Below are 19,477 nucleotides of genomic sequence, written 5' to 3' on the forward strand. Positions count from 1 at the left end.
TTATTGCCCTTCCAGGAAGCTCTTGAGCTTATCAGCCCGGCTGGGGTGGCGCAGTTTGCGCAGTGCCTTCGCCTCTATTTGGCGAATGCGCTCGCGCGTAACGTCAAACTGTTTACCCACTTCTTCCAAGGTCTGGTCGGTGCTCATTTCGATACCGAAACGCATCCGCAAAACCTTGGCTTCACGCGGGGTGAGAGAGTCTAACACTTCTTTGACCACATCGCGCATCGAACCGTGCAATGCGGCATCCGAAGGCGCCAGGGTGGCGGTGTCTTCGATGAAATCGCCCAAGTGCGAATCGTCGTCGTCACCGATCGGCGTTTCCATGGAGATCGGCTCTTTGGCGATCTTCAGGATCTTGCGGATCTTGTCCTCGGGCATGTCCATCTTTTGCGCCAAGGTCGCGGGATCCGGCTCGCCGCCGGTCTCCTGCAGGATCTGACGGCTGATGCGGTTCATCTTGTTGATCGTTTCGATCATGTGAACCGGAATCCGGATGGTGCGGGCCTGGTCAGCAATCGAACGCGTGATGGCCTGACGGATCCACCATGTGGCGTAGGTCGAGAACTTGTAGCCGCGACGGTATTCGAACTTGTCCACTGCCTTCATCAAGCCGATGTTGCCTTCCTGGATCAGATCCAGGAACTGCAAGCCACGGTTGGTGTACTTCTTGGCGATAGAGATCACCAGACGCAGGTTGGCCTCGGTCATCTCACGCTTGGCTTTGCGAGCCTTGGCTTCGCCAGTGGCCATGCGCTTGTTGACGTCCTTCAGATCCTTGAGCGGCAGAACCACGCGTGTTTGCAGGTCGATCAGCTTTTGCTGCAATTCCTGCACGGCGGGAACGTGACGTTCAAGGGTCTCGGAATACGGATGGCCAGCAGCGACTTCGCTCAGGACCCATTCCAAGTTCGTTTCCTGGCCCGGGAAGACCTTGATGAAATGGCTGCGCGGCATGCCGGCGCGGTCCACGCAGGTATGCAACACGGCGCGCTCAAGCTGACGGACCTCTTCAACCTGGGCACGCAGCGTATCGGCGAGCTTTTCCACCATCTTGGCGGTAAAGCGGATGCCCATCATCTCGTTGAGGATGACTTCTTGCGCCTTGACGTAAATGTCGGATTTGTAGCCGTCCTTTTCGTACGACTCGCGCATCATGGCGAACTGCTTCGCGACGATGTCGAACTTGGCCAAGGCCTTGACGCGCAGGTCTTCGAGCTGCTTGCTCGACATGCCGCCAGCGGGGCCGTCATCGCTCTCTTCTTCGTCCGCGGTCACGCCAGCGCCGGCGTATTCTTCGCCGTCTTCCGGGTCAACCAGACCGTCGACGACTTCGTCGATCTGCGCTTGGCCTTCGCGCACGCGATCGACGTGGGCGAGGATTTCGTTGATGGTGGTCGGGCATGCCGAGATCGCCATCACCATGTGCTTCAGACCGTCTTCGATGCGCTTGGCGATTTCGATTTCGCCTTCGCGCGTCAGCAGCTCGACCGAACCCATTTCGCGCATATACATACGCACGGGGTCGGTAGTACGACCGAAGTCGGAATCCACCGTCGTCAGCGCGGCTTCGGCTTCGTCCTCGACGTCATCGTCGTTGGAGGCCACAGGCGCGTTTTCGCTCATCAGCAGCGTTTCGGCGTCGGGGGCTTGGTCGTAGACCGCGATCCCCATGTCGCTAAAGGTGCTGATGATGCCGTCAATGGCCTCGGCGTCCACCAGATCATCGGGCAGATGATCGTTGATTTCGCCATAGGTCAGGTAGCCGCGATCCTTGCCGAGCTTGATCAGCTGCTTGAGGCGGTTACGACGGGCTTCGTATTCTTCGGGCGAGACAGGGCCACGCGCGATGAGGTCCTTGGGATCACCCTTGCCGCGCTTGCCACCACGCTTGGGCGGCTTGAAATCGGGCAGGACTTCGCCGTCGCCGTCCATCGGATCGTCGAAAGCGTCGCTATCGTTGTTGGCGTTCTTCGCCGGGCGACCGGGACGACGACCGCTCGAGGGGCGCGCGCCACCACCGACCAGCTCGGCCAGTTTGTCCTCGGCCTTTTTGCGGGGGGACTTGACCGCTTTTTCGCCGGTGGCGGATTTCGCTGCTTTTTTGGCAGCGGTCTTCGTTGCCGTTTTGGAGACCTTCACCGCCGTTTTGGCAGGCGCTTTTTCCGCTGCCATGCTCACGACGCGTTTGGCCGTTTTGACCGGCGTATCGATTGCATCGTCTGCAGGGGAGGTTTTGCCTGATGTTCTGGTCATAGTCGCTTCCGTGGTCGTCGCAACCCGTGATTAGGGCTATTGCACCACAAGGACCGCATGCGCGCGCCAAAGCGCCGCATCCGATCCATGCGGGTAAAACAGGCCAGTTCGCAAAGCGGCGTGCGTTACATCGTCCGTAACGCGGACCCGGTTCCCGGATCCCACAGTTGTCCCATCTGGCCTCTTGGCCCTGAGACAGCTTGTATCGCACACTTGTATCGGCCGGGTCGCCTCGATGTTGTTGTAAGCTGTCTTGCCTGTGACAGGCTGGCAGTCAAAGGGGACTTTCAGAAATCCCATGCTGCTGCAATAGACACAGCTCTAACTCTCAACACCGCAGATCAATCCCGGACGATTTGCGTACTCGCCCTCGAATTGTAACTATCCAACTGATCTTTGATGCAATCTTAGTGGCAACTCTGTACGGAAAGTGCGCAATAAAGCGCGCTGGAGGCAGGTCGAATTCGCATTTTCAGCCGAATCCGATGCGCGCCAGGGCCAATACGCTCTGTAACCGCATGAAGCCAATCCGACACATCATGTCGTTGGAAAACCTTTGATTGTACCGTACTTACCGAATACCACCACTTTTTAAGACAGTAATCCGGGCAGACAGTTCCTGATATCGCTGTCGCGCGTCGTCCGTGGTCAGCCCGCTGGCGGCCAGCTTGGCCATTTCCGCGCGTGCCGCGTCGAATTCAATGCGCCGAAGCGCGTCGTCCCACTCGGTTTGTGGCTCGGGAAGATCTTCCTGGGCCAATAAATCCGCACGCAGGCTTTTGAGCACAGTAGCCAGATCGGAATCTGGATCGGCAGCCTCAAGCAGCGCCCCAACATGGCGGGCTCCACTGCTTTGGGCCAGCAGGATCAAATCCCTCACCAATCCTAAATGGGGACCCTTGTCCAAGATTTCAAGCTGCTCGTCTCCCATGCTGTCGACGAGCTCTGGGTGGGCGAGCAACAGGCTTAACAGGCGCTTCGCCATGGAAGGCATGGGGCGACGGCCTTCGTAACCGCCTATGTCATCGTCACGGCGCCCTTTCCATTTGCCCTTGCCGCCTTTCCAATCATTTTTCTTGACAAAGTTGCCCCCATTACGCTTGCGGTCCTGCCAGCCTCCCGCAGGCGCGGCGGCCGGGGACCAGGCATCGTCGTGACCTGGGGATGACTGGAATCCGCTTTCCGGAAACGACATGGCGTCGAAATCCGGGCCGATAGGCTCGTAATCGAAATCCGGAGGAGGCCCGTCGAATCCGCCGTACTCGTCCGACCAGCTATGCGCGGGCGCTGGCGCCACCGACGCCGTGGGGCCGCCAACAGCGGCAGACTTAGCAGCCGCCTGGGCCACGGGTGCGAATGGCCGTGCCGGCGCCTGAGCCAATACCTGCGCCATTTCCTCGGGCGTTAACTGGACCTGACGCGCCATTTCGCGTTCGATTTGTAATCGCAGGGCACATTGGGGGATGGCGGCGAGCAGCGGTTTCGCCTCGTGCAGGCAGCTGGCGCGACCCTCGGCTTCGCCGAGATTGTGCCGCGAGCCGAGTTCTTCCAATAGGAAACGCGACAAGGCCGTGGCTTCGCCGAGGACTTCCCGGAAAGCCTGCGGACCCAGATCCCGAACATAGGAATCCGGATCGTGCTCGGCGGGCAAGAAGAGAAAGCGTATGGAGATATCGTCGCGTAGCAGCGGCAAGCACGCCTGCAGCGCACGCCATGCCGCGCGACGGCCCGCCGCGTCGCCATCGAAACTGAAGACGACTTTATCGCTGGCGCGAAGCAATTTCTTGACGTGGTCGGGGGTGGTGGCAGTGCCCAGCGTGGCGACCGCATTAGCGATGCCCTGCTGCGCCAGACCGACCACATCCATGTAGCCCTCGACGACGATGACTTGGCCTTCCTTACGGATGGCCTGCCGCGCCTCCCAAAGCCCGTAGAGTTCCTGCCCCTTGGAAAAGAGCGGGGTTTCCGGGGAATTGAGATATTTGGGTTCGCCCTTGCCGATGATCCGACCGCCGAAGCCAATCAGGCTGCCACGGGCGTTACGGATCGGGAACATGATCCGTTCACGAAAACGGTCGTAGCGGCGACCGTCCTCGGATTCGATCACGAGCCCGGCTTCAACAAGCGTCGGATCGTCGTAATGCTCAAAGACTTTAGACAGCCCATGTCGATCGGTGCCAGACCAGCCTAAGCCGAAATGTGCGGCGATTTCTCCCGTCAAACCACGATCTTTCAGATACTGAATCGCCGCGGGTGACGCGCGCAATTGACGCAGGTAATGCGCCTGAGCAGCATCCAGGACTTGGGTATGGCGGGAGGTTTCGGCTTTGCGACGCGCGGACTCGGCGTGTTGGCGAGGGTCGCGGTTTTCTTCGGGGACAGTCAGTCCCACCGAGCCGGCGAGTGTACGCACGGCCTCGGGGAAACTAGCACCCGTGTGCTCCATCAGGAAGGTGATGGCGCTGCCGTGCGCGCCGCAACCGAAACAGTGATAGAACTGTTTGGTCGGGCTGACGGTGAAAGACGGGCTTTTTTCGTTATGAAAGGGACATAAGCCAAGCAGGTTGGCCCCACCCTTTCGCAACTGTACATATCGCCCGACGACGTCTGCAACATCGACTCGGGCGAGTAAATCCTGAATGAATGATTCTGGAATCAATAAATTCGGGACTCAGAAATCAATACATGCGCGGAGGCAGTTGCTGGCTACGAATACGCTTGTAGTGGCGCTTGACGGCGGCGGCGTGCTTGCGCTTGCGCTCAGCCGTGGGCTTCTCGTAGAACTCGCGCGAACGCAGCTCGGTGAGCAAACCGGTCTTTTCGATGGTGCGCTTGAAGCGACGCAGAGCGGCTTCGAACGGCTCGTTTTCCTTCAGTCGGACAATAGGCATAAAGTAGTAGGCCTGCTTGGAATAACAAAGAGTTGATAAACACAGGGCGCGCTGACTGCAAGCCTGGCATGGTTTCTTGAGAGGTCTCTGCCCTATTCAGGCTCGTTTTTTGAGCCTGGCGACCCCTCGAACGAAGCGCCGCTAAGCAAAAAACTGCAATAAACCACGCCTGTGCACCCTGGCACCCCCCAATGGGGTTTAGCGATAACCAAAGATTCTAGCACGATCGGGCAAAATTTCCCAGCCAAAACGCGCCAGCGTGTTGGCACACCGGCTCGCCCGAGTGCTCGATTTACTCTTCGGAATGCTGGGTGGAGGAGCCTTTACGAATCCAGGCTTCCAATTGATGCGGACGCAGGCTGTCGTAATCCTCGAAAGGCTGGTGGATCCACGGGTTCGTCGGCAGTTTGTCCACATAGTAGTCGGGGATTGCCTTGGAATGGCCTTTCCACCAGAGCACGGCACTGCGCAACTCGGTGATCTCGGGGAATTGCTGCTGGAGGTGTTCGCGCACACGATTGAAGGTCAATCCGGTGTCGACCATGTCGTCAACGAGCAACACCCGGCCGGCCGGCGCGCCCCGCGTGATGGTGATGAACTTGGCGATGTCCAGTTCGCCCTGCTTCGTGCCGGCGGCTTCGCGATAGCTGCTGGTGGCGAGAATGCCCAAGGGCACATCAAAAATACGCGACATCACGTCGCCCACGCGCACGCCCCCGCGCGCAAGACAAAGAATGAGGTCGAATTTCCAACCGGACTGATACACCTGCAGGGTCAGGCGCTCGATCAGGCGGTTGTACTTCTCCCAACTCACCCACACATGACTATCATCGTTGACGGGCGTGCTCATGGCAAAGATCTCCAAGCCTAAAAACAAAAAGGCCGCGGTCGACATTGCCGACGCGGCTATCAATCATAACCCGACGAACGCCGGGTTAAAAAATGGACGTCGCGGCACATCCACCAGGATGGCCGCGACCGTCTGGCGATCAGCCCTTTAACGGGTGACGCAGAACAATGGTTTCGTTGCGATCGGGGCCGGTGGACACGAGGTCGATCGGCACGCCGCAAACTTCCGAGACGCGTTCCAGATAACGGCGCGCGGCGGCGGGCAGCTTGTCGAACTCGGTGACGCCGACGGTCGATTCCGACCAGCCGGGCAGTTCTTCGAGCACCGCTTCGGCTTGGGCAACAGCATGCGCACCATAGGGCAGCACGTCGCGGAATTCGCCATTGACGCGGTAGCCGACGCCCAACTGGATTTTTTCCAGACCGTCGAGCACGTCGAGCTTGGTGATGCACAGGCCGGTGATACCGTTCAGACGAACCGAGCGCTTGAGCGCGGCGCCGTCGAACCAGCCGCAGCGACGCGGGCGGCCGGTGACCGAACCGAATTCCTTGCCAATGGTGGCCAGGCGCGTGCCGACTTCATCAACCAGCTCGGTCGGGAACGGACCCGAACCCACACGGGTCGTGTACGCCTTGGTGATACCGAGCACGTAGTCCAACGATTGCGGGCCAACACCGGCGCCAGCGGATGCAGCGCCAGCCAGGCAGTTGCTGCTGGTCACGAACGGATAGGTGCCGTGGTCCACGTCGAGCAGTGCGCCTTGGGCGCCTTCGAACAGCAGGCGCTGGCCGGATTGTTGCAGCGCGTACAGGTTGCTGGAGACGTCCTTGACCATCGGAGCGATGGCCGGGGCCAGCGCCATGGCCTGATCGCGCACTTCGTTGGCGGAGACGGCTTCAGCACCGAGGTATTTGGTCAGTACGAAGTTGTGGTAATCCAGCAGCTCGGCGAGTTTTTCATCGAACAGCGACGGATTGAAGAGATCCTGCACACGCAGCGCGCGGCGAGCGATCTTGTCTTCGTAGGCCGGGCCGATACCGCGTCCGGTGGTACCGATCTTGCCATCACCCTTGCGCGCTTCGCGGGCCTGGTCCACTGCAATGTGGAACGGCAAAATCAGGGGGCAGATTTCGGAAATCTGCAAACGCGAACGCACGTCCAGACCGGCGGCTTCGAGTTCTTCGATTTCCTTTAGCAGGGCTTCGGGCGAGAGCACCACACCGTTGCCGATGAAGCACGTGACGCCAGGGTGCATGATGCCCGAGGGGATCAGGCGCAGAATGGTTTTCTTGCCGTTGATCCACAGCGTATGGCCAGCATTGTGACCGCCTTGAAAACGCACCACGCCGGCGACGGATTCCGCCAGCCAGTCGACGATCTTGCCTTTACCTTCGTCACCCCATTGGGTGCCGATCACCACTACGTTCTTGCTCATTGTACGAATCGATATCGAGTTTCTCGGGAAATCCGGAAATCTCCCTGCGGCCCCCTCGCAACGAGAGGGAATCAGTTTTACAACGTTCGAACCACCCAGTTGCCGTCCTGTAAGGTCAGCTCACGGTCACAGATGAATTCGTCCTGGCTTTGCTCGTGGCCCGGCAGCACCTGCACGACGATCTCGCCTGAGTGTCGCAGCTGACGGACCGCGGCGACCAGCGCGGGATCCTGCCCCCACGGCGCACGCACAGCGCGCGCGCGATCGGCGGGAGGAAGTCCACGCGCGAGCTTGCGCAAATCCAGACTAAAGCCTGTGGCCGGGCGGGCCCGTCCAAAGGCGCGGCTGACGTCGTCGTAACGGCCGCCACTCACTAAAGCATCGTGCCAGCCTTCGGCGTAGAGCGCGAAGGTGACACCCGAGTGGTAGCCATAGCCGCCAATGTCGGCCAGATCCACCCCGCATTCGACTCCGGGGATGGCATCCATAATTTTCTGCAAGGCGTCCAGCGCGGCGGTCACACCCGGCAATGACGGGAGTTCGCTGCGCGCCTGTGCCATCGTTTCCGGGCCGCCGTAAAGGCCAGCCAGGCATTTCAGTGCCGCCACGGTATCCGCGCGCACGCCGCTGCCGTCCTCGACCAACGCGGCCAAGCCGGGTACGTCTTTCTCGCGCAGCAGCAAGATGATGTCTTTGGCACGCGCGCTCGCCGCCGGATCCGCGTCGATCACCGCGCGCGCAACCCCGGGATGACAGAGTGCCAGGCGCGGCTGATTGACGCCAGCCGTGGCCAGCGTTTCCAGCACCAAGGAGATGATCTCGAGATCCGCCTCGAAACCGGCATGGCCGTAGATCTCGGCGCCAATCTGCAGCAGCTCGCGGCTCGAGAGCAGATCCGCCGGCCGCGCATGCAGCACGTTGCCGCAATAGCAAAGCCGCGTGACGCCGGCACGATTTAGCAAATGCGCGTCGATACGCGTGACCTGTGGCGTCATGTCCGCTCGCACGCCCAGCGTGCGTCCGGAGAGCTGATCGACCAGTTTGCAGGTGCGCAGATCCAGATCGCTGCCGGTACCCGACAGCAACGAATCAATGTATTCGACCAGGGGAGGCGCCACTAGCTCGAAACCGTAACTACGGTAGAGATCGAGCAGCTTGCGGCGTAGTTCCTCGATGCGCCGAGCCTCTGCCGGAAGGACATCGGCGAGGCTTTCGGGCAGCAACCAGTTACCCATGAATGTTTACCTGAATGACTACTAATGACATGCGTGAACGACGCCCAAAACAAAAGCGGCTGAGCGGGCGTAAGCCCACTCAGCCGCCTGAGGATTGTTTCTAGCTTACGCGATATTGTACATGGTTTGCGCGCAGGGGGATCAGTTTGCCGGGGCTGTGTTGCCGGTGGAGTTCTTCATGAACTGGAAGTACTCGGAACTCGGGTCCACCACGAGCACGTCGCTGGGCTTGGAGAACGACGAACGGTAGGCTTCCAGGCTCTTGTAGAACGTGTAGAAATCCGGGTTCTTGCCAAAGGCTTCGGCGTAGATCTGGCTGGCCTGCGCATCGCCCTCACCCATCGCTGTCTGGGCTTTGGCGTAGGCTTCGGCAAGAATGACTTCGCGTTGACGATCGGCTTCGGCGCGGATCTTTTCGCTTTCGGCGGCACCGATGGAGCGCAGCTCGTTGGCCACGCGGGTACGCTCGGCTTCCATCCGACGATAGACGGATTCGGAGATTTCCGGCGCGAACTCGATGCGGCGCAGACGCACGTCCACGACCTGCACGCCCAAGGGCTCGGCGCGTTTGGCAACCGTGGTAAGTATCTCGGTCATGATCTTGTCACGCTCGGCCGAGACGACTTCTTTCACGGTACGCACGTTGACCGATGCGTTCAGTGCGTCGCGAATCTGAGCCTGCAGGCGTTCCTGGGCGGCACGCTCGTTGCCGCCGAAGGTCACGTAGTACAAGCGTGGATCGGCGATGCGCCACTTGACGTAGGAGTCGATCAGCAGGTTCTTCTTTTCAGAGGTCTGGATACGCTCGGCGTCGTTGGACTCGATGGTCAGGATACGTTTGTCCAGCGTGACGACGTTTTGGAACGGCGGCGGGGCCTTGAAATAGAGGCCAGGTTCGCTGATGACTTTACGGACTTCACCCAGGGTAAAGACCAGGGCGTAGTCGCGCTCGCGCACGATAAATACGCAGGATGATAAGGCGGCCAGCACGAGAAGCAGGCCGACCAGGATGGGCATAAAACGTTGCATGATCTTGGGCTCCTCCGGATTAGCGCGTCAGACGATCGCGGGACAGCGTGTTGTTGCTGCTACCCGTCGTGTTGCTACCGGAATTGCCGGACGAACTGGTGGTACCGCCGGTACGCACCGGAGGCTGAGGAACGGTGGGCTGGCTGGCGCCAGGCAGCGACGTGGTCGGCACAGACGACCCCGACGCGTCACGCGCGCTTTGCTGCATGATCTTGTCGATCGGCAAATACAGGATGTTGTTGCCGTCCTTGGTGTCGACCAGCACCTTGCTGGCGCGCGTGAAGATCTGCTGCATGGTCTCCAGGTAGAGACGCTCGCGCATGATCTGGGGCGCCTTTTCGTATTCCGTCAAAATGCTGTTGAAGCGTGCGGCATCACCGCGCGCGTCACCCAGAACCTTGGCGCGATAGCCTTCGGCTTGCTCCAACATGCGTGAAGCTTGACCGCCAGCCATCGGGATCACCTGGTTGGCGTAGGCCTGACCTTCGTTGATTTGACGCTCGCGATCCTGGCCGGCCTTGACCGCATCGTCGAAGGCTGCCTGAACCTGCTCGGGCGGCTGCACGTTCTGGATAGCGACCGTGCTGATCTGGATGCCGGAGTTGTAGCGATCGAGGATCTGCTGCATCAGGTTCTGAACCTCGACGGCAACCTCGGTACGGCCTTCGTACAGGACGAAGTCCATGGGTTTCTTGCCGACGATCTCGCGCATGGCGGTCTCGGAGGCCTGACGCACGGACTCATCCGGGTCGCGCATCTTGAACAGATAATCGGGCGCCCCATCGGCGCGCAGGCGATACTGCACGACGAACTGCATATCGACGATGTTTTCGTCGGTGGTCAGCATCAAGGCCTCCGGCAGCACCTTGTTGCGGGAACCGCCGCGGAAACCGACTTCGAAGGTACGAAGTTGGGAAATATTGACGGCTGTTTCATCCTGAATGGGATACGGCAGACGCCATTGGAAACCGGCTTGCGTCGTCTTGATGTATTTGCCGAATTGCGTGACGACGGCAACCTGGCCTTCCTGGACGATATAGAAGCCGCTGGCCAGCCATAACAGCACCGCGGCCCCGGCGATCACCCCGAAGCCAATCTTGGCGCCACGCGGCGACGGCGTCATGCCGCCCCGGCCACCACCAGACGGACGACCCCCGCCACCGCCTTTGCGACCAAAGAGCGACCCGATGCGATTGTTAAAGTCGCGCCAGACCTCGTCGAGGTCGGGTGGACCTTCTCCGGGGCCCTTGGGCCGTTTGGGCGGCTCAGAGCCATTGTTATTGCCGCGACCCCAGCCCGGGTCATTCAGATTGAAGAGTTTGGTAATTCGAGGCATTGTTTCCCACGATCTGACCGGTCTCTGCAATTGCCCCGCGCAACGCATCCAGACCGGCGCGCTCGGTAGCGCTTACGAATACTCGCGCAATCGTACCATGCGCATCGCGCTCTACCCGAGGCTCGAGTCCGGCACGATCTATCTTGTTGTGTACGAGAATGGTGGGGATGGACCCCGCGCCGATCTCGGTGAGAACTTTGTTGACTTCGGCAATCTGCTCGTCGCGTTGCGGACTCGCGGCATCGACCACGTGCAGCAGCAAGTCGGCGTGGATGGTTTCTTCGAGGGTGGCGCGGAACGCGGCGATCAGATTGGGTGGCAGGTCGCGGATGAATCCGACTGTGTCTGACAGCACAACAGAGCCCGTGCCTTCGATCCAGATGCGTCGCGTGGTGGTGTCCAACGTGGCGAACAATTGATCGGCGGCGTAGGCGCCAGCGCGCGTCATGGCGTTGAATAAGGTGGATTTACCGGCGTTGGTATAGCCGACCAACGACACGGACAGCGCACCACCTCGTGCCCTGGAACGGCGCTGGGTGACGCGCTGGCGCTCAACGCGGTCGAGACGCTCGCGTAGAACTTTGACCTTGGCGCCGATCATGCGGCGGTCCATTTCCAACTGCGATTCACCCGGGCCGCGCATGCCGATCCCGCCACGCTGACGTTCCAAGTGAGTCCACATGCGAGTCAGGCGCGTGACCAGATGCTGCAGTTGAGCAAGCTCGACTTGCAGCTTACCCTCGTGACTTTTGGCGCGCAGGGCAAAAATATCCAGGATCAGAGCGACGCGGTCCACCACGCGCAGATTGAACTCCCGCTCGAGGTTACGCTGCTGAGCCGGGGACAAGGGCTGATCGAACAGCACGATGTCGGCCAGCAGAGCCTGGGCGGTGGCGACGGCTTCCTGGACTTTGCCGGAGCCGATGAAAAACTTGGCGTCCGGACGATCGCGCCGGGACGTGACCGTACCGACGATTTCTGCGCCAGCGCCGCGCGCGAGCATGGCGAATTCTTCGGCATGCGCGACGAAATCTGGGTTGCCCAGATCGACACTAATGATCAGTGCGCGCATAAATGCCCCCCACTACAGCGAAAATGCCCGCCAACACGAATTGTGCGGCGGGCAGAAAAAGGTACAGCCGGAGCTTGACGATTATTCAGCGGGAACTTCCACCTGAAAATTGACGGCACGCGCGGGAACCACGGTCGAGATAGCGTGCTTGTAAACCATCTGGGTGACGGTGTTACGCAGCAACACGACGTATTGGTCGAACGATTCGATCTGTCCTTGCAGCTTGATGCCGTTCACGAGGTAGATCGACACGGGCACATGTTCTTTGCGCAGCGTGTTCAGAAACGGGTCTTGCAGAGTTTGCCCTTTATTGCTCATTGGCCAGGCTCCATTTGTTTGTTTTGAGTGGTGGCAGACGCCGAAAGACGTACTCTACAAGGTTTTAAGGGGCTGTGCCACTTGGCCTGCAGAGCAAATTCTTTCATAAAGTGTCTGAATTGTTATGACCGGGCAAGTCGCCTTGCCCTACTACTCAGACTGCGAGAACAGTCTTGAGAGTCTCGATCAGCCGCGCGCATTGAGATTCGGTGCCCACGGTAATCCGTAGGAACTGATCAATGCGCGGCGACTTGAAATGTCGCACGATGATACTGCGCTCGCGCAATGCCGCCGCAAGTTTCGCGCCGTCGTGCGCCGGATGGCGAGCGAACACGAAGTTAGCGGCCGACGGCAGCACCTCGAACCCTAACGCCTGCAAGTCAGCGACCAGCGTCTCGCGCGTGTTGATCACGTATTGGCAGGCCTGTTCGAAATACTCCTTATCTTCGATCGCGGCGATGGCGCCGGCTTCGGCGATACGGTCGATGGGATAGGAGTTAAAGCTGTTTTTGACACGCTCGAGCGCTTCGATCAACACCCGATTGCCCACCGCGAAACCCACACGCAGCCCGGCAAGCGAGCGCGACTTGGAAAGCGTCTGAATAACAAGGAGGTTCTCGTAACGCGAGACCAGTTGCGTGGCGGATTCCGCGCCAAAATCGACATAGGCCTCGTCAATCACCACGACGATATCGGGATTGGCAGACAGGATGCGTTCGATATCCGCCAACGGCAAAGCGCGGCCCGTCGGTGCGTTCGGATTCGGAAATATGATGGCCCCGGCGTTACGACCTGCTTCGGGCAGGTAGTCGCGCACATCGATGCCGAAATCCGCAGTAAGCGGTACCGCTTCGTAATTGATGCGATACAGGCCGCAATACACGGGATAAAAGCTGTAGGTGATATCGGGGAACAGCAACGGCCCATCGTGCTTAAGCAACGCCAGGAAGGTATGCGCGAGGATCTCGTCCGAGCCATTGCCGATGAACACCTGGTCCGGTTGAACCTGGCAGTGCGCGGCGACGGCAGCGCGCAGGCGCTCGGAGCCGGGATCGGGATAGAGCTTCAGCGATTCCGTGCAGGCCGCTTGCATGGCTTGCAGGACCTTGGGCGAAGGCCCCCATGGATGCTCGTTGGTGTTGAGCTTGACCAGATCGGGCAGCTTGGGCTGCTCGCCCGGTACGTATGGGCTGAGTTCACCTACGACAGAACTCCAGAACCGACTCATGCTCAGTTTTCCTGCGTGTAAGGGTTATGCGACGACTTGAATTCGATACGCATTGGCGTACCAGCGAGCTTGAAAGCTGCGCGAAACCGGGTTTCCAAATAGCGGCGGTACGAATCCGGAATTGCATCGAGCGCATTGCCGTGGATGACGACCAAGGGGGGGTTCTGTCCGCCTTGGTGCGCATAGCGCATTTTCGGACGGAAGATCCCTTTGCGTGGTGGCGGCTGCTGTTCAACGGCGGCCTGCAACTCGCGGGTAAGTTTCGGCGTCGACAGCTTGGCGAAGGCGGCGGCGTGCGCGGACACGACGGATTTCATCAGGGGTTTGATGCCCTGCCCTTTGAGCGCCGAGATGGTGTGGGTGGGCGCAAACGACAGGAAGCGCAACTTGCGATTGAATTCGCGCTCGATGCGCTCGCGCTGATCGACGTCCAGGCCGTCCCATTTGTTGATGGCGACGACGACGGCACGGCCGGTCTCCAGGACAAACCCGGCAATGTGGGCATCTTGCTCGGAGACTTCGCTTTGCGCGTCCAACACCAGCAAGACCACATTGCTCGCCTCGATCGCTTGCAAGGTCTTGATGACGGAGAATTTTTCGACCGCCTCGAATACCTTGCCACGGCGACGCAGGCCGGCGGTGTCGATCAGCGTGAACTTTCGTCCGTCGCGCTCGAAATCGATTTCGATCGCGTCGCGCGTGGTGCCCGGCATATCGAAGGCGATCACGCGCTCTTCACCCATTAAGGTGTTGATCAGCGTGGACTTGCCGACGTTTGGTCGGCCGACAATGGCCAGTTTGATGCGATGATCGACAGGAGCTTCGTCTTGGCCTTCCGATTCGGGGTCGGCCTCAGGCTCGCCCAGACCTTCCAAGGCCAATTCGATCAGATCGACGATGCCGTCGCCGTGCGCCGCGGAAATCGGGAACGGCGTGCCCAGGCCGAGTTCATGGAACTCGCTCGTGGCATTGCCCACACCCATGCCTTCGGCCTTGTTGACCGCGAGGATGACGCGACGCTGGCCGGACTTGCGCAGCAACTGGGCGATTTCGTGATCATGGGCGTTTACACCCGCACGGGCATCCACCAGGAACACGACAACATCGGCCTCGGCGATTGCCTGGGCAGTCTGACGCGCCATTTCGCGCAGGATGCCGGTCTTGGCCACCGGTTCAAAGCCGCCGGTATCAATAACGATAAAGGGCTTTTCGCCCACCCTGCCCTCGCCGTAATGGCGATCGCGCGTCAGGCCGGAATAATCGGCAACCAGCGCCGCGCGCGAACGCGTCAGGCGGTTGAAAAGGGTCGATTTCCCCACATTGGGGCGACCGACCAGGGCGACGACGGGCTTGAAAGACACTGTTGAGCCAAAAAAGAAAGTTAGTTAATGCCTAAAAGCACAAGGTTGCCGTTGCCGGTTTGCACCAGCACACCGGAGGGCGTGGCCTGCAGCGGCGAGACAATGGCGCCGCCGCCCACGGACATGCGGGCGAGCAGACTGCCGTCGCTGCTGGACAGGAAATGCACATAGCCATCCAAATCCCCCACGGCGATAGCACCGTTCAGTGCGGCCGGCGCGGTGAGCTTGCGGTTCTTCAGCGCGGATTGCTTCCAGACGTTGTTGCCGTTATCCAGTGCAAAGGCGTTGACGACGCTGTTCTGATCCGGAGCGTAAGCGAAACGGCCATCGATGACCATGCCGCTGGCGCTGGAGTAGTCCTTGGCCCACATGGGACGCCCGCCTTGGCTGACGTTAAAGCATACGATACGCCCTTGATAGGCGACTGCGCAAAGCAGCCCCGGCGGAGCCAGCTGAGGCTCACCGACCACATCGGTCAGACGCTCGAGATCGCTGGTACCACGCGGCGTGGCGACCGTGCCTTCCCATTGGACGTTGCCGCTGCCGACATTGATGGCCAGCAATTTACCGCCGGGCATCCCGGTGATGACCAGGCCTTCGGCTAAAACCATCTGCGCGCTGCTGCGCAAGGCCAACGCCGGACCGGGGCGCTGCAAGCTCCAGAGCCGCTCGCCGGTTTCGACGTTATAGGCCTGAATGCGATAGTCGCCACTGCGCACGATGACCGCGCCGTAACCCACCGCTGGCGGAATATCCACGTCGCTGCTGGCTTGGGCTTTCCATTTCACTTTGCCCGTGTCATCGAATGCCACGAGCGCGCCGGTGGGTGAAGCAACGACCGTGGTCGTGCCATCGCTGCCCGGACCGGCCGAGAGCTTCATGTCCGCATCCGCTTTCCACAAAGTGCGGCCGCTGGCCAGATCGACCTTGACCACCATGCCGTTGGGCGTGGCGGCATACACCTGATCGCCGACCACAGCAGGCACAAAGCCCAGGCCCGAGCCGCTGCCTATAGATGTCGACCAGACCGAGCGCACGGAAAGGCCCGGCGCATACTCGGTCAAGGGCGCGGGCTCATAACGGTCGTCATTGCTCGAAAACAAAGAGCAACCGCCCAGCACCATGAGGCTGGCAGCGAACGCTGCACATCTGACCGCACGAGGAAAACGGAAATAAGTCATACCATCACGCTCCGCTGAGGGCATCCAGTTTCAGTTGCACGACCTGACGCAAGGGGTCCGAGGCAGGCATGCCGTCCAGCGCGGTTTGCCATGCCTGACGCGCCTCGTCGGCCTTGCCCTGCGCGGCGAGTATGTCCCCGCGCCGATCGGCATAGAGCGCGGCGAAAGGCGCCGGAGGGTTATTCAACTGTGCCAAAGCGGCGTCGTATTGTTTTTCATCCAGCAGCAGGCTGGCCAGCCGTTCGCGCGCGACGGGCTGCAAAGCGGGATGCTTGGACTGCCCTGCCAGCCACTCGAGTTGTTCGCGGGCGCCGGCCACGTCCTTTTGCTGGATCAGCGCGGTCGCCGCGACAAGTGCGCCACGCGATGCATAGCCGGTGGCGGGATAGTCTTTACGCAAGGTAGCGGCAGCCGCCTTGATACGGGCCACGGATTCGGGGCCGTTCAGGCTGGCGGCGTCTTCCAATGCCTCGAAGTAACCCATCGCTTGATTGGCGCGGTGGTTTTGATAGGCCTGCCAGCCCCACCAGCCGCCCCACGCGAGCGCGGCAATGACCAGCAGCGACATGATCAGCGTGCCGTAACGATTCCACCAAGCCTTGATGGCGTCTAGTTGTTCCTGTTCTTCGAGATCGTATGCCATGCTTACCTTAGGATTTCAAAACGTCTGCCAAACGGTCGAGTGCGATTTGCTGTTGGGAGCCTTCACTGCCTGCCTCGGCACGCAGGAATTTGACGCTTGCCGTTTGCGAAGCAACTTCGTCGGCACCAAGGATAACCGCAACACGGGCGCCGCTGGCATCGGCGCGTTTGAATTGCGATTTGAAACTGGCCGAGCCAGCGTGCACGATGACCGAAAAACCGGCGTCGCGCAATTGCTCACCCACGCGGGCAGCGAGGCGTTGCGCGTCTGGACCTTGATGGACGACATAGACCTCGCACTCTGGCGGGATGTCGATGGACGCGGTTTGCGAGCAGAGATCGAGCAGACGCTCCACCCCGATGGCGAAACCGATGGCCGGTGCGGGCTTGCCGCCCAGCAGCTCGATCAAGCCATCGTAGCGACCGCCACCGCACACCGTGCCCTGGGAACCAAGGCGATCCGTGACCCACTCGAAAACGGTGGAGTTGTAGTAATCCAGGCCACGCACCAGACGTGGATTTAGACGATATTCGATGCCCGCGTCGCCCAGCAGTTGGCACAGGCCATCGAAGTGCGCACGCGACTCGTCGCCGAGGAAATCAAACAGGCGCGGGGCGCTATCGGCCATGGCCTGCATGGCGGGGTTTTTCGTGTCCAGCACGCGCAGCGGGTTGGAGTACATGCGACGCTGACCGTCTTCGTCGAGCACGTCGCGGTGTTGTTCCAGGTGAGCGATCAAAGCAGCGCGGTGAGCGGCGCGCTCGGCGGGCTGACCCAACGAGTTCAGTTCGAGGCGTACATCGGTCAGGCCCAGGCGTTTCCACAAACGCGACAGCATCACGATGAGTTCGGCATCGATATCGGGACCGGCGAAACCCAGGGCCTCGACGTCGATCTGATGGAACTGACGATAGCGGCCGCGTTGCGGGCGCTCGTGACGGAACGCCGGGCCAATGCTGTAGACACGCTGCGGGCGATCGTAGAGCAGATTGTGCTCGATGGCCGCACGCACGACGCCCGCGGTCATCTCGGGGCGCATCGTGAGCGAATCGCCATTGAGCGAATCGGTGAACGTGTACATCTCTTTCTCGACGATGTCGGTCACCTCGCCGATGCCGCGCGTAAAGAGACGCGTATGCTCCAGGATCGGCATGCGCACATTGCGATAGCCGTAGCTGCGCAGCCAATCACGCACGATTTCTTCGAATTGCTCCCAGCGGGTACCCTCGCCAGGCAGGACATCGTTCATACCGCGGACCGCGGCGATTTTCTGAAACGCTTGCGTCATCTTTATCATGCCGGAACGGATCGCCAAGCAATCCGGCTCACGGCTCAACCCTTATTCTATTGAGAAGCCTGTGCGCCATAACGACGCGCGACATAGTCCTCGACAATGGTCTGAAATTCTTCGGCGATGTGATCGCCCTTGAGCGTGACCGTGCGTTCGCCATCGATAAACACGGGCGCGGCGGGCACCTCGCCGGTACCCGGCAAGCTGATGCCGATATCGGCATGACGGCTTTCGCCAGGACCGTTGACCACGCAACCCATGACGGCAACGTTCATGGTTTCAACACCAGGGTATTGCGCGCGCCACACCGGCATCTGCCGGCGCAAATAGGACTGGATGCTATCGGCCAGTTCCTGGAAAAACGTGCTGCTGGTGCGTCCGCAACCAGGACATGCCACAACCATGGGGGTGAAGGCACGCAGGTTCATGGTTTGCAGGATTTCCTGCGCGACCACGACTTCACGTGTACGGTCTCCACCAGGCTCGGGCGTGAGCGAGATGCGGATGGTGTCGCCTATGCCCTGTTGCAGCAAGACCGACAACGCCGCCGTCGAGGCGACGATGCCCTTGCTGCCCATGCCGGCTTCGGTCAGCCCCAGGTGCAGGGGATAATCGCAGCGCGAGGACAGATCCTTGTACACGGCGATGAGGTCTTGCACATGGCTGACCTTGCAGGAAAGCACGATGGCGTCGCCACGCAGACCCAGTTCCTCGGCGCGGCGGGCGTTACTGATCGCGGATACGACGAGCGCATCGCGCATGACGGCCTGGGCTTCCCAAGGCTGCGCGCGACGGCTGTTCTCGTCCATCTTGCGCGCCATCAATTCGTGATCCAGGCTGCCCCAGTTCACACCGATACGCACCGGCTTGTCATAGCGGCAAGCGACTTCGATCATTTGCGCGAAGTTGTCGTCTCGACGTTTGCCGCCGCCCATGTTGCCGGGATTGATCCGGTATTTGGACAGCGCCTGCGCGCATTCCGGAAACTGCGTCAGAAGCTTGTGGCCGTTGTAGTGAAAATCGCCGACTAGCGGCACCGACACGCCCATCCGATCGAGCTGTTCGCGAATCGCGATGACCTCGCGGGCAGCCTCGGGCGTGTTGACGGTGATGCGGACCAGCTCGGAGCCGGCCTGTGCGAGTTCTTTGACTTGTATCGCCGTGGCGATCGCGTCGGCCGTATCCGTATTGGTCATGGACTGCACGACCACGGGCGCCTGTCCGCCGATATGGACGACGCGCTCACCCCATTTCACTGCCACCGCGCGGGTGGCGCGGCGCGGCGAGGCGCCGACTTCGGGCGGCGGAGTATCTGGGCCAGGCAAAGGCTGCTCTTGCATGCGTGTAGTGA

General features: G+C 60.5%; 17 protein-coding genes. 1 reads left to right on the top strand and 16 read right to left on the bottom strand.

All coding sequences use genetic code 11. The features are described from left to right. The 4 genes from rpoD to GOQ25_RS11775 all read right to left on the bottom strand — a co-directional run bounded on the left by rpoD (position 1) and on the right by GOQ25_RS11775 (position 5,997). Complete coding sequence (gene rpoD / locus GOQ25_RS11760; RefSeq protein ID WP_160350648.1) at positions 1-2,256, bottom strand: RNA polymerase sigma factor RpoD; 2,256 nt, start codon at positions 2,254-2,256, stop codon at positions 1-3. Between the two features lie 571 nt (positions 2,257-2,827). Next, entirely contained in the window at positions 2,828-4,915 is a 2,088-nt protein-coding gene (gene dnaG, locus GOQ25_RS11765) for a DNA primase (RefSeq protein WP_160350649.1), read from the bottom strand. 19 nt (positions 4,916-4,934) lie between these two features. Next, positions 4,935-5,147: a 30S ribosomal protein S21 gene (gene rpsU / locus GOQ25_RS11770; RefSeq protein ID WP_012417992.1), complete on the bottom strand. Its 213-nt coding sequence runs from the start codon at positions 5,145-5,147 to the stop codon at positions 4,935-4,937. A 292-nt stretch (positions 5,148-5,439) separates the two neighbouring features. After that, complete coding sequence (locus tag GOQ25_RS11775) at positions 5,440-5,997, bottom strand: phosphoribosyltransferase (RefSeq protein WP_160350650.1); 558 nt, start codon at positions 5,995-5,997, stop codon at positions 5,440-5,442. Here GOQ25_RS11775 and GOQ25_RS11780 point away from each other — a divergent pair. Further along, positions 5,996-6,148, top strand: a complete 153-nt coding sequence (locus tag GOQ25_RS11780) for a hypothetical protein (protein ID WP_160350651.1) — start codon at positions 5,996-5,998, stop codon at positions 6,146-6,148. The genes GOQ25_RS11775 and GOQ25_RS11780 overlap by 2 nt on opposite strands. On the opposite strand, the gene GOQ25_RS11785 is transcribed toward GOQ25_RS11780, so the two are convergent. The 12 genes from GOQ25_RS11785 to ispG form a co-directional block, all read right to left on the bottom strand. Then, a complete protein-coding gene (locus tag GOQ25_RS11785; protein WP_160350652.1) occupies positions 6,137-7,432 on the bottom strand; it encodes an adenylosuccinate synthase in 1,296 nt (431 codons plus the stop codon). The two genes, GOQ25_RS11780 and GOQ25_RS11785, sit on opposite strands and share 12 nt — an antisense overlap. A gap of 77 nt (positions 7,433-7,509) precedes the next feature. Then, entirely contained in the window at positions 7,510-8,667 is a 1,158-nt protein-coding gene (locus GOQ25_RS11790) for an ATP phosphoribosyltransferase regulatory subunit (protein WP_160350653.1), read from the bottom strand. 141 nt (positions 8,668-8,808) lie between these two features. Beyond that, positions 8,809-9,696, bottom strand: coding sequence for a protease modulator HflC (gene hflC, locus GOQ25_RS11795; protein WP_160350654.1), 888 nt, complete (start codon positions 9,694-9,696; stop codon positions 8,809-8,811). Positions 9,697-9,715: 19 nt separating this feature from the next. Next, entirely contained in the window at positions 9,716-11,032 is a 1,317-nt protein-coding gene (gene hflK / locus GOQ25_RS11800; RefSeq protein ID WP_160350655.1) for an FtsH protease activity modulator HflK, read from the bottom strand. Then, positions 10,998-12,104, bottom strand: a complete 1,107-nt coding sequence (gene hflX, locus GOQ25_RS11805; RefSeq protein WP_160350656.1) for a GTPase HflX — start codon at positions 12,102-12,104, stop codon at positions 10,998-11,000. The genes hflK and hflX overlap by 35 nt, the downstream gene beginning before the upstream one ends. 81 nt (positions 12,105-12,185) lie before the next feature. Further along, positions 12,186-12,422 (bottom strand): RNA chaperone Hfq, encoded by a 237-nt coding sequence (gene hfq, locus GOQ25_RS11810; protein WP_003810707.1) that lies wholly within the window; start codon positions 12,420-12,422, stop codon positions 12,186-12,188. Positions 12,423-12,576: 154 nt separating this feature from the next. After that, positions 12,577-13,650 carry a histidinol-phosphate transaminase gene (hisC, locus tag GOQ25_RS11815; protein WP_160350657.1) on the bottom strand — a complete coding sequence of 358 codons (1,074 nt, stop codon included), beginning with the start codon at positions 13,648-13,650 and terminating at the stop codon, positions 12,577-12,579. A 2-nt stretch (positions 13,651-13,652) separates the two neighbouring features. After that, positions 13,653-15,011, bottom strand: coding sequence for a ribosome biogenesis GTPase Der (gene der, locus GOQ25_RS11820; RefSeq protein ID WP_160350658.1), 1,359 nt, complete (start codon positions 15,009-15,011; stop codon positions 13,653-13,655). Between the two features lie 20 nt (positions 15,012-15,031). Next, positions 15,032-16,192, bottom strand: coding sequence for an outer membrane protein assembly factor BamB (gene bamB / locus GOQ25_RS11825; RefSeq protein WP_160350659.1), 1,161 nt, complete (start codon positions 16,190-16,192; stop codon positions 15,032-15,034). A 4-nt stretch (positions 16,193-16,196) separates the two neighbouring features. Continuing rightward, the gene (locus tag GOQ25_RS11830; protein WP_160350660.1) at positions 16,197-16,835 is read right to left on the bottom strand and encodes a tetratricopeptide repeat protein; all 639 of its coding nucleotides are present in this window, start codon (positions 16,833-16,835) and stop codon (positions 16,197-16,199) included. A 7-nt stretch (positions 16,836-16,842) separates the two neighbouring features. Beyond that, positions 16,843-18,123 carry a histidine--tRNA ligase gene (hisS, locus tag GOQ25_RS11835; RefSeq protein ID WP_202109422.1) on the bottom strand — a complete coding sequence of 427 codons (1,281 nt, stop codon included), beginning with the start codon at positions 18,121-18,123 and terminating at the stop codon, positions 16,843-16,845. 56 nt (positions 18,124-18,179) lie between these two features. Continuing rightward, on the bottom strand, positions 18,180-19,466 hold the full coding sequence (gene ispG, locus GOQ25_RS11840; RefSeq protein WP_160350662.1) for a flavodoxin-dependent (E)-4-hydroxy-3-methylbut-2-enyl-diphosphate synthase: 1,287 nt from the start codon (positions 19,464-19,466) through the stop codon (positions 18,180-18,182). Between the last annotated feature and the right edge of the window lie 11 nt (positions 19,467-19,477).

Origin of the sequence: Bordetella sp. 15P40C-2, assembly GCF_009763235.1 — a bacterium.
Taxonomy (GTDB): Bacteria; Pseudomonadota; Gammaproteobacteria; order Burkholderiales; family Burkholderiaceae_B; genus Bordetella_A.